Origin of the sequence: Neorhizobium sp. DAR64872/K0K18, from assembly GCF_050500175.1 — a bacterium.
GTDB classification, from domain to species: domain Bacteria; phylum Pseudomonadota; class Alphaproteobacteria; order Rhizobiales; family Rhizobiaceae; genus Neorhizobium; species Neorhizobium soli.
The window spans coordinates 2,837,446-2,851,643 of sequence record NZ_CP191446.1 but is presented as its reverse complement, the minus strand read 5'-3'; the positions used below and the strand labels follow the sequence as shown (position 1 = coordinate 2,851,643).

Genomic DNA, 14,198 nt, shown 5'->3' with positions numbered 1-14,198 from the left:
ACACTGTATAGTCTCGCCCCATGACGGAAATCAACGCGCAGCCGAGGATGAGAAACCGGTCTTTGCGGCCGAACTGACGCCCTATCGGTCGCTCGGCCGACGCGGGTTTTTCGTCGTGCTGTCGATATCGGGTGCCGTCTGCCTGTTCTACGGCCTTTTCTTCCTGGCGACCGGCGCTTGGCCGATCGGGCTGTTCCTCGGTTTTGATTTCCTGCTTCTCTATGGCGCGCTGAAACTCAGCTACCGTTCCGGCCGGCAGCGCGAGGAAGTCACGGTGTCGAGGACCAATCTGTCGATCCGGAAATTTTCACCAACGGGGCGGATGGTGGAGCATCGCTACAACCCGTTTTGGGCGCGATTTACTGTCAGCAGGCACGAGGAATTCGGGATTACGGCGATGCAGGTCTCGGGTGAGGGACGGCAGACCGAAATCGGTTCGTTTCTGAACCCGGACGATCGTGAGAGCTTTGCGAGGGCATTTCGCGGAGCGCTTGCGACCGTCACGAGACGGTTGTGATCCTGTCAAGAAACGGGTGGCTCTGATGGGATCGAGCGTGCATCTATAGGGCACAGGGAGATTGCCATGAACGCTCTTGCTTCGCTTTCCAGGCCCGACATGTCCGCACCCGGCATCGACGTGACGCCTGATGGCTCCGACTACGAGACGGTGCGGCGTGTCATCGAGATGCTGACGCTCGATTATCGCGCGCAGCCTTCGCTCGAAACGATCGCTGCCGAACTTGGCCAGTCGCCGACACAGTTGCAAAAGGTGTTCACCCGCTGGGCGGGTCTGTCGCCCAAGGCCTTCCTGCAGGCGGTGACGCTCGATCATGCCAAGCGGCTGCTCGGCCAGGAAGGTCTGCCGCTTCTGGAGACGTCCTATGAACTCGGTCTCTCGGGACCCGGCCGCCTGCACGATCTGTTCGTGACCCATGAGGCGATGTCGCCGGGCGAATGGAAGGGAAGGGGCGCGGGTCTGACGATCCGCTACGGGTTCCACCCGTCGCCATTCGGCATGGCGCTTGTCATGGCGACGGAGCGTGGGCTTTCTGGCCTGGCGTTTTCCGATCTCGGCGGCGAAAAGCCGGCCTTCGAGGACATGGTGCGGCGCTGGCCGAATGCGGCCTATGTCGAGGACAGTGAAGCGACGGCGCCTTATATCGGCCGCATCTTCGACCGGGGCCAATGGACGGCCGACCGGCCGCTCAATGTCGTTCTGATCGGCACTGATTTTCAGCTCAAGGTGTGGCAAAGCCTGTTGAAGATCCCGTTCGGCAAGGCGGTCACCTATTCCGCCGTCGCCTCCGATATCGGCCAGCCGACGGCAAGCCGGGCAGTGGGTGCCGCAATCGGCGCCAACCCGATCTCCTTCGTCGTGCCCTGCCACCGGGCTGTGGCGAAGAACGGGGCTTTGACCGGGTATCACTGGGGTCTGACCCGCAAGCGGGCGATCCTGGGCTGGGAGACAGGCAACGCCTGAGCCGCACAGTCCGCCCGACAACCTGCCGTCCTTCAGGTGCGTGTCAGCAAACAGGCCGAAATGATTGCCATCCTGCACTTCAACGGACGGCAGCATGGAACAGTCACGCGTCAGAAGCTGGTTTCGCATGGGAGCCTCGGCGATTTTCGCTGCCGCTCTGGGTTTGGGGGCCTATCTCGGGTATCTGCAGCTCAGCGGCAATTTCCATACGGTGATCGACGGCGAGCTCTACCGGTCTGCCCAGCCGAGTGCCGCCGATATCGAGACCTATGCAAAGACCTACGGCATCCGCACCATCGTCAACTTGCGCGGCGAGGACGACAAGGCCGGATGGTATGCCGAGGAGGTCTCCGCCGCAAAAAGGCTTGGCCTGACGCATCTCGATTTCCGGATGTCGGCTTCCAGGCAGTTGAGCGAAGCGGAGGCGGACCGGCTTGTCACGATGATGCGGGACGCACCGAAGCCGATCCTGATCCATTGCCGCTCGGGTTCCGACCGCACCGGCCTTGCCGCCGGACTTTACAGCAGCGAGATTGCCGGCATGTCCGAAGAGATCGCCGAGCGCCAGCTTTCCCTCTACTTCGGCCATATCGGCATTCCGGTCATCTCGTCGGCTTATGCCATGGACAGGACATGGGAGCGGCTCGAGCACCATTCCTGGCGCGACAGGATTGCATTGCTGACAACGGATATCGATCTCTGACGTCGTTGCGGCCGAGGCTGGGAAACTCTGCCGGCAGTTGGCGGGTCGTGCCCAATGCGCTAGGATCTAGGCCAGTTCCAAGGAGCCATCATGCCACCATGCAACGTCGTTCTGACAGAGCACCACCAGCAGGTGATCGCGCAGCGTGAAGCGCTAGATGGGGCAAAACTCGCGCTATTGCAGAGCGCCGCAGCGACCGGTTTCGACGACCTAGAAAACGGCCGTTTTGCCGATGTGCCGGTGACCGGGCTGGAGCAATTCATTGCCGGTCTTGGCGACACGCCGAACCAACGTTAGTGGGTATGGCAACAGTCCGCTTTTCCGCGACTGCCCAGGCCGACATCACCAAGATCATTGCCTATACGGATGAGAACTTCGGACGCGGCGCAAGGCGCCGTGACGAACAGCTTCTCGTGACTGCCTTTCGCGATTTGTCGCAAGACCGGACCCGGGCTCAATCGATAGGGCGGAGCTTGGGTTAGGCATACGCAGCTTCCATCTCAGGCGTAGCCGGACGAGGGCTAAGCACGCAAGCGGACTGGTCGTGCAGCCTCGCCACTTCATTCTCTACCGGTATCTTGAATTGTCGCTTATCGGGATCGGTCGCGTGCTTCATGACGCTGTCGATCTCGAAAGGCACCTCCCGTCAGCATTCGACGATGAAAGCGGGCGGTCCTAATCCACCTCCGCCAGCCGCAGCAGTTCCACTGCGGCGGTTTCGTCGGTGATGAGGGTGTTGCAGCCGATGCGTCGGATGGTGGCGCGGATGGCGATGGCGCGGTGTGTGCCGCCGGAGGAGAGGACGATGTGTTTTGCCTTGGCGAGCGTATCGAGATCGACAGACATGACCCGCTCGTTGAGCTTCTGATCGACGGACCGGCCTTCCTCGTCGAGGAAATTGAACATCGTGTCGCAGACACAGCCGGCGGCGATCAGCCGCTCGAGTTCGGTGGCTGAAATGAACCCCTCCGACAGCGAGGTCGAATGCGGGCCGATATCACCGCAGCTGACGACCGCGAGATCGAGGTTCTCGGCGAGGTCATAGACGGCATCGAGGCCGCATTTGTCGATCAGAGCCCGTTTGGTGGCGACGCTGTCGACCAGAAGCGGGGCAAGGAACATGAAGCATTCGGCGCCCAGCTGACCGGCAAAGCGCCAGGTGAAGTCGATCGGGTTGGTCTGGTGGACGGCGACGATGCCGCCGAGCAGCGAGACGACCTTGCAGCGTTCGCGACGGGGCGGGCGGAAGCTCGAAAGCGCTGCCGTCATCGTGCGGCCCCAGCCGACGCCGATCGTCATGTCGTTCTGGATTGCTTCCGACAGGAACTGGCCGAGCGCCAGACCGACGGCGCCGGCCAGTGCATCGGCGCTGTTGTCGCGCGGGGCGGGCACCACGACCGCCTCATCCAGTCCGTAGGCGCGTTCAAGCTTGGTCGCCAGCTCGACGCAGGTGTCGATGCCTTCCGAGATCCAGATCTGCACTTCGGAGCGTTTCATTGCCTCGTCGAGCAGGCGGATGACGGTCGAGCGACTGATGCCGAGCCGCTCGGCTACCTCTTTCTGCGTCAGGCCCTGGTTGTAGTAGAGCCAGGCAGCGCGAAGCCGCAGCGAGGACGCTTCCGAATATGCGGTGTGGGTATCGCGTCTCAGCTTGGCCAAATTCTGATGTCCTTTTTCATTCAGGACCATAGGGCTGACGTGAAACATATGTCAATTGTGAAGGACAAATGTCTTGACTTCTTTACCCTGAAGGGTTGTTATCCGGTCAACAGCGATCCAGAAACCATACGACGCCCCGAGCGTTTGTATTCGCTTAACAAGGATTTATTCGGATGACGTCGAAACTAGAGCAGCTTCGTTCCATGACAACGGTCGTCGCCGACACGGGCGACATCGAGGCGGTGACCCGCCTCAAGCCGGTCGATTGCACCACCAACCCGTCGATCGTTCTGAAGGCGATCGGTTCGCCGGCATTTGCCGACACGTTCCAGGAAACGGTAGCCTGGGGCCGCAAACAGGGCGGCAGCGACGACGCGATCACGGTTGCCGTGGCTGACAAGCTGGCGATCGACGTGGGCGCGGCACTTGCGGGGATTGTCCCCGGCCGTGTTTCGACCGAAGTCGACGCCGACCTTTCCTTCGACACCGAAGGTTCGATCACCAAGGCGCACAAGATCATCGCAGCCTACAGGGATCGCGGCATCGAGCGCGAACGCATCCTGATCAAGCTGGCATCGACCTGGGAAGGCATCAAGGCCGCCGAAGTTCTGCAGGCCGAAGGGATCGACTGCAACCTGACGCTTCTGTTCAGCCACGCCCAGGCCGTTGCCTGCGCGGACGCCAAGGCGTTCCTGATCTCGCCCTTTGTCGGGCGCATTCTCGATTGGTACAAGAAGTCGACTGGTGAAGACTACACGTCCGAGACCGATCCGGGCGTCGTCTCGGTGCGTTCGATCTACAATTACTACAAGGCGAACGGCATCTCGACGATCGTCATGGGCGCCTCGTTCCGCAATGTCGGCGAGATCGAAGCTCTTGCCGGTTGCGATCGCCTGACGATTTCGCCGAACCTGCTCGACGAGCTCGACAAGGCTGAAGGCACGCTGGAGCGCAAGCTTTCGCCTGAAAAGTTCGAGCCGGCCGCGCCGATCAAGATGGACGAAAAGACCTTCCGCTGGATGCTCAACGAAGACCAGATGGCGACCGAAAAGCTTTCGGACGGTATCCGGGCGTTCAACAAGGATCTCGGCGCGCTTCGCGAGCTCGTGAAGAAGGAACTGGTCCGCGCCGCGGCCTGATTTCCTCAACGTTTTCCAATGACAAGGCCCGCCTCGTGCGGGTCTTTTTCGTTTTCCTAATGTGCACGGCCGAGGCACAGGGTTAACCGAACGTTTAGCCGGAACTCCTAGATCTTTCAGCCTACAAATCACTTTGAAGCTGGAGCGCATCGATGGCTGGGATTCCTTTTGGCCGTATCTTGTCCAACGCCGCCGTGATCAAGGCCCTCAACCGGTCGCAGGCGATCATCGAATTCGACCTGAAGGGCATCATACTCGATGCCAACGAAAACTTCTGCAATGCGCTCGGCTACCGCCTGGACGAGATCGTCGGCAGGCATCACAGCATGTTCGTCGATCCGGCCGATGCAGCTTCCTCAGATTACTCGGCGTTCTGGGCACGGCTTTCCACAGGTGCGTTCGATCAGGGCAAATACAAACGCGTGGGCAAAGGCGGCCGCGAGATCTGGATCGAAGCCACCTACAATCCGATTCTGAAAGGCGGCAAGCCTTACAAGGTCGTGAAGTTTGCGACCGACATCACGGAAGCGCGCAAGCGGGCGCTCGAGGACCGGGGCAAGCTTGAGGCACTGTCGCGGGCGCAGGCGATCATCGAATTTTCGCCGACAGGCAAGATTCTCAACGCCAACGACAATTTCTGTGCCGCCGTCGGCTACCGTCTCGATGAGATCGTCGGCAAGCACCATTCTATCTTCTGCGAACCCGACTATGCGCGCTCGCCGGACTATCAGGAGTTCTGGAAGAAGCTCGGACGCGGCACCTTTTCGGCCGATCAGTTCACCCGCATCACCAAGACCGGCGAGAAGATCTATATCCAGGCATCCTACAACCCGATCATCGACGACAGCGGACGGGTGTTCAAGGTCGTCAAGTTCGCAACGGATGTGAGCGAACGGGTAAGGGTGGTCAACGATCTCGGCACCGGACTTGCACGTCTCGCCGATTGCAATATCCAGCAGACGCTGGATACGCCCTTCATCGTGGAATTCGAGCCGCTGCGCCGGGACTTCAACGCCTCGATCGGGGCGTTCCAGAAGACGCTGATGGGGGTCCTGCAGCAGACTTCCAGCCTCAACGACAGCAGCCAGGACATGCAGGTGGCGGCCGACCAGCTGTCCGCCCGCACCAAGGAGCAGGCAGCGTCGCTTCGAGAAACGACGGCGGCGCTGGAGCAGGTGACGGAGACGGTAAGGTCCTCCAACACCAATGCGGAGGAAACCCGCAAGCTGGTCAAGGGGGCGCTGCAATCTGCGACCACGTCCTCCTGCGTGGTGCAGGAAACCATCACGGCGATGAAGCGGATCGAAGGCGCATCGTCCGAGATTACCAAGATCATCAGCGTGATCGACGAGATCGCGTTCCAGACCAATCTTCTGGCGCTCAATGCCGGCGTCGAGGCGGCCCGTGCGGGCGAGGCGGGCAAGGGCTTTGCGGTTGTGGCACAGGAGGTGCGTGAACTGGCGCAGCGTTCCGCCAAAGCCGCCAAGGAGATCAAGGGACTGATCGAGAATTCCGGCCGGCAGGTCACGGAGGGCGTGCGCCTTGTCGACGCGACGGGCGCCGCGCTGCACGAGATCGAACGGTTTGTCGCCTCGATCGACCAGAATGTCCAGTCGCTGGCCACTGCGGCGCAGGAACAGTCGGGTGGCCTGTCCGACATCAACCAGACGGTTTCGCAGCTGGACCGGATGACGCAGCAGAACGCGGCGATGGTGGAGCACACGACCGGCATCAGCCGCCAGCTTGCAAGCGGCGCGGCTCTGTTGTCGGAACTGGTCGGACATTTCAAGCTCAACAGGCGCGGCGAAATGCGCGAAACGGGTTCACCGCGTGCCGGCGGCGGCCGCAGGGCCGCCTGACGCAACAGCGAGCGGACCGGTGGAGAGGCCCGCGTCATGCGGGCCTTTTGTCGTCTGAAGGTCAAGCATGATGGGCGATGGGCCGGCCGGAGCGTGGATGCGCCTCGTGAGCCTCATTCCGGGACAGGCGTTGGGCGAAGGAAAAGCCCAGGCTTAAAGCTTCTTCAATCAGAGTAGCGCAGACTGCGGCTTGAGTATTCCATGTCTTGTTGTGCGTGATGGGGTGAAGATGCCGGAGTTCGGCGCGTGAAGATACGGCTATCGAAAAAGCTGCTCGCGGTCGTCGGCGGTGTTTCCGTGCTCTGCGCCGGCAGCGGCGCGGCGGCCGTGTTCGTGGGCAAGGAAAAGTTTTTCGGCCCGTCCTACGCCGATCTCAACGGCCTGACCTGTTCGGTGTTGCAGACGTTCACGACCAAGCGCGACGGACGCACCTGGGTGCGCCGCTATGTGAATGCCGACGAGGTTGCCTCGGCGGATGGCGTTGGTGACGGCATGGCCCGCATCCGCACCGCATTGCGCGTGGCAAAATCCATCCAGGAGAAGGAAAAGGCCGACATCGTGCAGGTGGCGATGGTCGACAAGGCGGGTCCGAAGGACCGCGCCGAAATGCGCGGCCGCATGATCGGCGCGCAGGTCGTCTACATTCCAGATGTTTCCAAGGCACCTGATGGCGCAGCGCGGGAACCCTATTCCGCATTCTATGTCGAGGGTGCTGCGACATCCAAGGGCGAGTATTACGGCCAGCGCATCGACATGCCGCTCGCCGATATCGAGCATCTCGAAGCAAGTCTCACCGACAAGACCGATTGTATCGACCCCGTGGCGCTCGCCGCAGCCGAGGCTGCAGCCGCAGAAGGACATGGCGCGGCCAAGGGGCATGACAAGAAGCCTGCCAAGGGGCATGAACCTGCCGGACATGGCGAAGCCTCCGGTGGGCATGACGCACCTGCAGCTGACGGAGAGGCGTCGGCAGCCGAGCACGGCAGCGCGCCTGCCGAAGGACATGGCGAGGCAGCGGCCTCGGGCCATGGCGAGGGCGGGGAACCTGCCGCCAAGGAAAGCGGCGGTCTCCTGAGTTCGGTGACCGGCCTGATCTTCGGTTCGAAAGAGGAAGCAGCGCCTGCCGCCGCCGCGCATGCGCCGGACGGCGAGGGGCACGCTGCACCGCAAGGCGGCGAGCATCCAATCGACTCGAAGCAGGATGGTCATGCACCAGCTCCAGCCGCAGCGGGGGATGACACAGCCGAGGGTTCGAAAGAGCATGCCGCAAAGGGTGAGCCTATCTCTGCGCCGGCAGAAACACCTGCACCGACCGAAGAGAAGAGTTTTGTCTCTTCCATGAAGGAGATGCTCTTCGGTTCCAGTGACAAGGCTCCGGACGCGGCGCCCGATGCCACACATGACGAAGCCTCGGCTGAGCCGGCTTCGCCAAAGACCGAGCCCGCGCCAGAGCCCCGCACCTCTGCCGAGGGCGGCAAGCGCTGGTCGAAGCAGGATGGCAACGACGAGATCCGTTCCGGCGGGCCTTCGGCTGCCGACGCCGTGCATGACGACAAGGCCGCCGAGCCAGCCGCTACGGTCGCGTCGGATCAGCCGGGCGCGGCAGCAGGCGGGTCCAATGCCGCGGATGCGGCCGGTGCCGCGTGGCTTGAGAAGCTGCGGGCGCAACAGGCTGGTTCGGCCAGCAAGCCCTAAAAAAAGCAACCTGCCGGTTGCTCCATCGTCCAGAGAGGCCCGTGCCATCGAGCCCCGTTGGCGCGGCGGGCCGGGAACAGCATGGTGGCTGTTGCTGCGTATGGTCGGAACTTGCGAGAAGATCCACTAATCCTCTGCCCGTTTCAGGGAGAGGAGTCAGGCTGCTGACAAAGGTTTTATCAAACAACTCTTGATGTCACTTTGGAACCGATGCGGTTCGCAACCTCCCCTCATCCTCGCCCTTTTGGCGGGGATCCCGTCAGCTCAAGTCCTTGAGCTAAGAGAGTCTTTGACCCGACGGACGTCGTGTCGCTGGCTCCCCGCCACAAGGGCGGGGATGAGGGAGAGTGTGGTGTCCCTCTCGCCAAACAAGCTTATTCAGCGTTTGTCGGCAGTCTGACCCTCTCCCTGTTTCAGGGGAGAGGAGCAGGTCTGTCTGATCAATCCGCCTTGGCGCGGCGGGCCGGGAAGAGGATGACGTCGCGGATGGACGGGGCGTTGGTGAGCAGCATGATCAGGCGGTCGACGCCGATGCCGAGGCCGCCGGCGGGGGGCATGCCCTGGTCGATGGCGTCAAGGAATTCGTCGTCCAGCTGCTTGTCTTTTTCGCCGCGGGCGTGGGCCTGTTCGAGCTGCTCGACCATGCGCTTGCGCTGTTCTTCCGGATCGTTCAGCTCGGAGAAGGCATTGCCCAGTTCCCAGGCGTTGCAATAGGTCTCGAAACGTTCAACGAGGCGCGGTTCGCCCGGGACTTCCTTGGCAAAGGGCGAGATGTCCTTCGGGAAATGGGTGACGTGGCTCGGCTGGATCAGCGTGGCCTCGACCTTTTCCTCGAAGATGAAGGCGAGGCATTCGCCCCAGGTCCAGTCCTTCTCGACTTCGAAGCCGGCGGCCTTGGCTGCAGTGCGGGCTTCCTCGTCGGTCTTCATGGCGAGGAAGTCGATGCCGGTGACTTCCTTGACGGCGTCTGGCATCGGCACGCGCTTGAACGGGCCCTTGAACGACAGTTGCTTGTCGCCATAGGCGAACTCGGTCGAGCCGTGGATCTTCATGGCAAGGTCGGCGAACAGGCGTTCGACGAGGTCCATGATGTCCTCGTAGTCGGCATAGGCCCAGTAGCATTCCATCATGGTGAATTCAGGATTGTGCCGGGTGGAGACGCCTTCGTTGCGGAAGTTGCGGTTGATCTCGAACACCTTGTCGGTCAGGCCCGACACCAGCGTGCGCTTCAAGAACAGTTCCGGCGCGATGCGCAGGTACATGTCGAGCTTCAGCGTGTTGTGGTGGGTCTTGAAGGGTTCGGCCGTGGCACCGCCATAGACGGAGTGCAGCATCGGCGTTTCGACTTCCATGAAGCCGTCGTCTTCCATGAAGCGGCGGATGCCCGACACGATCTTCGAGCGCTGCTGGAAGCGCAGCTTGCTTTCCTCGTTGCTGAGGATGTCGAGGTGGCGCTTGCGGTAGCGGATCTCGACATCGGCAATTCCGTTCCACTTTTCCGGCATCGGCAGAAGCGACTTGGTCAGCATGGTGATTTCGCGGGCGCTGATGGACAACTCGCCGCGCTTGGTGCGGCGCACGATGCCGGTGACGCCGATGATGTCGCCAAGATCGATCATCGACAGCATCGCCCTTGCTTCCTCGGGCGTCACGTCCTTGTGGGAGAAGATCTGGATCTTGCCGCCGGCGTCATGGATATCCATGAACATGCCGGAATTGCGCGAGGAAAACACGCGGCCGGCAACCGTGACGACATCGGTGGTTTCGACGTCGGCCTCGAGGTCCTTGTACTTTTCCGCCAGTTCCGCATTGGTCATGGTGCGGTGGAAATGCGCCGGATAGACGTCGCCGACGGTTTCGCGCAGCTTTGCCAGTTTCTGGGCGCGCACTTCGGTCGCGTCGGAGGAGAGGGCGGTTTCGGTCTTGGTGTTCTCGGTCATGGTTTTTGCCTTCGAGGCTGGTTGTTCTGGTTCGCCGATGCGGCGGGCTCGGCTAACCCTCCCCCTTGTGGGGAGGGTCGGAGCGCAGCGACGGGGAGGGGTATCCCGGATTGCGAAAGAAAAGGCCCCTCCCTAACCCTCCCCACACGGGGGAGGGAAGCTGTCGCCGCAGGTATTACTTCTGCGCACCCACCATGGACGACACCACGGCGGCGGCGATCTTCAGGCGCTGGCGCACGACCGAGCGGCCGAGGATTGCCATGCTGTCGAACAGCGGCAGCGAGCGCTGCGAGCCGGACATGGCGATGAACAGCGGCGGGGTGACGACGCGCAGCTTCTTTTCGAGCTTGTCGGCAACGGCGCGCAGTTCGGCATCGATCGCCTCGACGTTCCATTCGATCATCTTCTCGATGTCGGCCTGGACCATGGTGATGATGGCAAGCGTGTCTTCCGGCGAGGTCTTGAGGCCAGCAAACGAGGCCGGTGTCAGGTTGACGTCGGCGGCGAGCAGGAAGCCTGCGAGGTTCGGTAGGTCGCCGAGCTTGGAAACGCGGCTCTGCGAGTGCTTCAGACCCTCGATCAGGCGCTGGTTTTCCATCGCCCATTCCAGCGTGCGTGACACGAACTCTTCCGGCGACAGCTTTTCGCGCAGCCAGCGGCCGTTCACCCAGTCCAGCTTCTGCAGGTCGAAGATGGCGCCGGCCTTGGACAGGGCTTCCGGATCGAAGCTGCTGATCATCTCATCCATGGTCAGAAGCTCTTCGCCTTCTGCGATCTGCACGAAGAACAGGCCGAGGAAGTTCATCAGGGCTTCCGGCAGGTAGCCGAGCGCCGAGTAATAGCTGATCGAGGTCGGGTTCTTGCGCTTCGACAGTTTCGACTTGTCGGCATTTCTCATGAGGGAGAGATGCATGAAGACAGGCGCTTCCCAGCCGAAATAGCGGTAGAGAAGGATGTGCTTCGGCACGGATGCCAGCCACTCTTCGCCGCGCGCCACATGGGTGATCTTCATCAGATGGTCGTCGATGACGTTGGCCATATGATAGGTCGGCATGCCGTCGCCCTTGATCAGGACCTGCATGTCGACCGAATCCCACGGGATCGAGACATCGCCATAGACGCCGTCGGTGAAATCGCACGAGCCTTCGGTCGGGATTTTCATGCGCACGACGGACTGTTCGCCGGCCGCCATCTTTTCCGTGACTTCCTCGGCCGAGTATTTCAGGCAGAGACCATCGTATTTCGGCGGCTTGCCGGCGGCGCGCTGGCCTTCGCGCATCTGCTCCAGACGCTCCGGCGTGCAGAAGCAGCGGAAGGCGTGGCCCTTGTCGAGCAGATCCTGGGCGTGCGGCCAGTACATGTCCTTGCGGTCCGACTGGCGGTAGGGGCCGTAGGGACCGCCGATATCTGGACCTTCCGCCCAGGTAAGCCCGGTCCATTTCAGCGCGTCCAGCACCTTCTGCTCGTATTCGAGCGTCGAGCGGGTCGCGTCGGTATCTTCGATGCGCAGGATGAATTCGCCGCCGTGCTTTTTCGCGAACAGGTAGTTGAAGAGGGCGATATAAGCGGTGCCGACATGGGGCTCGCCGGTGGGCGATGGGGCGATGCGGACGCGAGGGGTCGGATTGATCATGGATACTGCTCTTTCCACGGCGCGCATGGCTGCGCAAAGCCTGTGCCTTTGAATAGGGATTGGCGCAGGCTTAGGCCATATTCAGGCGAGAGCGTCAAGGTTTTTGGCGAAAACGGCCGCACCCAGCCCCTCATTGAGGGACTGGGTCAGCCTGGGTGGGTCGAGCGCGGAAAGGACTAGTTCACCGGCCAGATATAGAGGAGGGCCGGGACGCTGACGACAATGATCAGGAACGACAAAGGCAGGCCAAGTCGCGGGTAATCGGAAAACTTGTAGCCGCCCGGGCCGAACACCAGAGTGTTGCACTGGTGGCCGACCGGGGTGAGGAAATCGCAGCCTGCGCCGATCGCCACCGCCATCAGGAAGGGCTCGGGGCGAAAGCCGAGATTGGTGGCAAAGCTTGCGGCGATCGGCCCCATGACCAGCACGGTGGCGGCGTTGTTGAGGAAGGGCGTGACGGCCATGGCGGTGATGAGGATCAGACCGATCGCGCCCCAGGCAGGCAAGGTCGCCGCGGCCTGGCCGAGCCATCCGGCGATCAGTTCACTGCCACCGGAGGTTCGCAGAGAATCCGAAACCGGGATGAGCGCCGCTAGCATGACGAGGATCGGGCCGTCGACGGACTTGTAGAAATCGGTCAACGGAATGGCGCGGAAAACCACCATACCGAGAGCGGCCGCGAAGAAAGCGACCGGCACAGGGGCAAGCCCGACCGCCGTCGTGCCCATCGCCAGTGCCAGGATGATCAGTGGAATGAAGGCCTGCCTCCGCGTGCCGAGCAGCACTTCGCGCTGAGCGAGCGGCAAAAGCGAGAAGTCCTGCATCACCGTCGGCATGTTCTTGCGGCTGCCCTGCAACACGATCACGTCGCCCGCCATCAGGGTGATGGTGCCAAGACGCTGCTTGAGGCGTTCGCCATGCCGGCTGATTGCCAGAAGATTGACGCCACGGGTGTAGGAGAGCGCCAGTTCCTTGGCTGAAAGCCCCTTGAGCGGCGAATCCTGGGTGATGATCGCCTCGATGGAGATGACATCGGCCTGGGCCTGTCCGTTTTCCATCAGCGGCTTGCCGGAGAGCTGCAGCCTGCCGCCGGAGACCATCCGGTCGAGCGCCTTTGACGGGCCTTCGAGCAGCACGACATCGTTTTCACGCAGGATGAGGTCCGGGAAGGGTGCCATGCGCGATGGACCGCGCAGTACGGCATTGGCAATCACCTCGCCGTCGCCGATCTTCAACAGCTCGGCGACCGTTTTTTCAAGAACAGTCGACAGCGGGGTAATCATCACCTCGGACGTATAGTTGGTGATCTCGACTGCTTCCTCGAGGGAATCGTTCTGCTTTGTGCGGCTGGGCACCAACCAGTGGAAGAACAGAAGAAAAGTAATGCCGACAAAGGCGAGGATCGCACCCATCGGGGTGAAGTCGAACATCGTGAAGGATTCGCCGGTCAGTTCCTGGCGGATCCGCGACACGACGATATTGGGCGAGGTGCCGATCTGCGTCATCAGGCCACCGAGCAGAGCGGCGAAAGCCATCGGCATCAGGTATTTCGACGGCGAGGCGCCGGATTTGCGGGCGAACTGGAACGCCACCGGCATCATGATGGCAAGCGCGCCGATATTCTTGATGAAGGCCGACAGCACGGCGACGACGATCATCAGCAGTGCCAGCTGGGTATGCAGCGTGTTTAGGTTGGGGAAGAATTTCTTGATCGCCATGTCGACGATGCCGGAGCGGGCAACGCCTGCCGAAACGACCAGCGCGCTGCCGACGATGATGACGATATCATCCGAGAAGCCGGAAAACGCCTGGTCGACCGGAACGATCCCCACCGTCACCGCCACGACGAGCGCACAGCAGGCGACCACATCGTAGCGGAAGCGATCCCAGATGAAGACGGCCATCATCACGGCGATGACGGAAAAGGCAAGGATCTGCTGGGTTGTCATGTGGCTCCGGGGGCGCTGGAAATGGGATGCAGCGAGAGGCGATGATCGGCGTGGTGATAAGATCGTGCCCTAGAATGCCCCAGTGCCACAAATGTTGCAAAGTCTGATGACGTTTCGCAAAAGGCGTCTATCGCCGCTCAG

Annotated in this window: 11 protein-coding genes; 7 read left to right on the top strand and 4 right to left on the bottom strand. The window is 61.7% G+C overall.

Annotated elements, in window-relative coordinates; translation table 11 throughout:
* The first annotated feature begins 7 nt into the window (after positions 1–7).
* The 4 genes from ACQY1P_RS19465 to ACQY1P_RS19450 all read left to right on the top strand — a co-directional run bounded on the left by ACQY1P_RS19465 (position 8) and on the right by ACQY1P_RS19450 (position 2,480).
* Positions 8–517 (top strand): DUF2244 domain-containing protein, encoded by a 510-nt coding sequence (locus ACQY1P_RS19465; RefSeq protein WP_430256744.1) that lies wholly within the window; start codon positions 8–10, stop codon positions 515–517.
* Positions 518–583: 66 nt separating this feature from the next.
* On the top strand, positions 584–1,480 hold the full coding sequence (locus ACQY1P_RS19460; RefSeq protein ID WP_174196071.1) for a methylated-DNA--[protein]-cysteine S-methyltransferase: 897 nt from the start codon (positions 584–586) through the stop codon (positions 1,478–1,480).
* Between the two features lie 94 nt (positions 1,481–1,574).
* The gene (locus tag ACQY1P_RS19455) at positions 1,575–2,183 is read left to right on the top strand and encodes a dual specificity protein phosphatase family protein (protein ID WP_430254985.1); all 609 of its coding nucleotides are present in this window, start codon (positions 1,575–1,577) and stop codon (positions 2,181–2,183) included.
* A gap of 90 nt (positions 2,184–2,273) precedes the next feature.
* Positions 2,274–2,480 (top strand): type II toxin-antitoxin system ParD family antitoxin, encoded by a 207-nt coding sequence (locus ACQY1P_RS19450; protein ID WP_430254983.1) that lies wholly within the window; start codon positions 2,274–2,276, stop codon positions 2,478–2,480.
* Positions 2,481–2,858: 378 nt separating this feature from the next.
* Here the strand turns inward: ACQY1P_RS19450 and ACQY1P_RS19445 are convergent, their stop codons facing one another.
* Positions 2,859–3,842, bottom strand: a complete 984-nt coding sequence (locus ACQY1P_RS19445; protein WP_092659685.1) for a sugar-binding transcriptional regulator — start codon at positions 3,840–3,842, stop codon at positions 2,859–2,861.
* Between the two features lie 173 nt (positions 3,843–4,015).
* Here ACQY1P_RS19445 and tal point away from each other — a divergent pair, with 173 nt between their 5' ends.
* The 3 genes from tal (at position 4,016) to ACQY1P_RS19430 (ending at position 8,535) form a co-directional block, all read left to right on the top strand.
* Positions 4,016–4,981 (top strand): transaldolase, encoded by a 966-nt coding sequence (gene tal, locus ACQY1P_RS19440; protein ID WP_430254981.1) that lies wholly within the window; start codon positions 4,016–4,018, stop codon positions 4,979–4,981.
* 152 nt (positions 4,982–5,133) lie between these two features.
* Positions 5,134–6,840, top strand: a complete 1,707-nt coding sequence (locus ACQY1P_RS19435) for a methyl-accepting chemotaxis protein (protein ID WP_430254979.1) — start codon at positions 5,134–5,136, stop codon at positions 6,838–6,840.
* A 246-nt stretch (positions 6,841–7,086) separates the two neighbouring features.
* Positions 7,087–8,535, top strand: coding sequence for a hypothetical protein (locus ACQY1P_RS19430; RefSeq protein WP_430254977.1), 1,449 nt, complete (start codon positions 7,087–7,089; stop codon positions 8,533–8,535).
* 440 nt (positions 8,536–8,975) lie between these two features.
* Here the strand turns inward: ACQY1P_RS19430 and lysS are convergent, their stop codons facing one another.
* From lysS to ACQY1P_RS19415, 3 genes are all read right to left on the bottom strand, one after another.
* Positions 8,976–10,475, bottom strand: coding sequence for a lysine--tRNA ligase (lysS, locus tag ACQY1P_RS19425; protein ID WP_062582068.1), 1,500 nt, complete (start codon positions 10,473–10,475; stop codon positions 8,976–8,978).
* Between the two features lie 175 nt (positions 10,476–10,650).
* Positions 10,651–12,108: a glutamate--tRNA ligase gene (gene gltX / locus ACQY1P_RS19420; protein WP_174196077.1), complete on the bottom strand. Its 1,458-nt coding sequence runs from the start codon at positions 12,106–12,108 to the stop codon at positions 10,651–10,653.
* Between the two features lie 176 nt (positions 12,109–12,284).
* Complete coding sequence (locus ACQY1P_RS19415) at positions 12,285–14,057, bottom strand: SLC13 family permease (RefSeq protein ID WP_062461221.1); 1,773 nt, start codon at positions 14,055–14,057, stop codon at positions 12,285–12,287.
* Positions 14,058–14,198 lie beyond the last annotated feature (141 nt).

Excerpts from the sequence above, each read along its gene's own strand:
- ACQY1P_RS19460 (WP_174196071.1), top strand. The coding sequence starts at position 584 with ATGAACGCTCTTGCTTCGCTTTCCAGGCCCGACATGTCCGCACCCGGC.
- ACQY1P_RS19455 (WP_430254985.1), top strand. The coding sequence starts at position 1,575 with ATGGAACAGTCACGCGTCAGAAGCTGGTTTCGCATGGGAGCCTCGGCG.
- ACQY1P_RS19450 (WP_430254983.1), top strand. The coding sequence starts at position 2,274 with ATGCCACCATGCAACGTCGTTCTGACAGAGCACCACCAGCAGGTGATC.
- tal (WP_430254981.1), top strand. The coding sequence starts at position 4,016 with ATGACGTCGAAACTAGAGCAGCTTCGTTCCATGACAACGGTCGTCGCC.
- ACQY1P_RS19435 (WP_430254979.1), top strand. The coding sequence starts at position 5,134 with ATGGCTGGGATTCCTTTTGGCCGTATCTTGTCCAACGCCGCCGTGATC.
- lysS (WP_062582068.1), bottom strand. The coding sequence starts at position 10,475 with ATGACCGAGAACACCAAGACCGAAACCGCCCTCTCCTCCGACGCGACC.
- gltX (WP_174196077.1), bottom strand. The coding sequence starts at position 12,108 with ATGATCAATCCGACCCCTCGCGTCCGCATCGCCCCATCGCCCACCGGC.
- ACQY1P_RS19415 (WP_062461221.1), bottom strand. The coding sequence starts at position 14,057 with ATGACAACCCAGCAGATCCTTGCCTTTTCCGTCATCGCCGTGATGATG.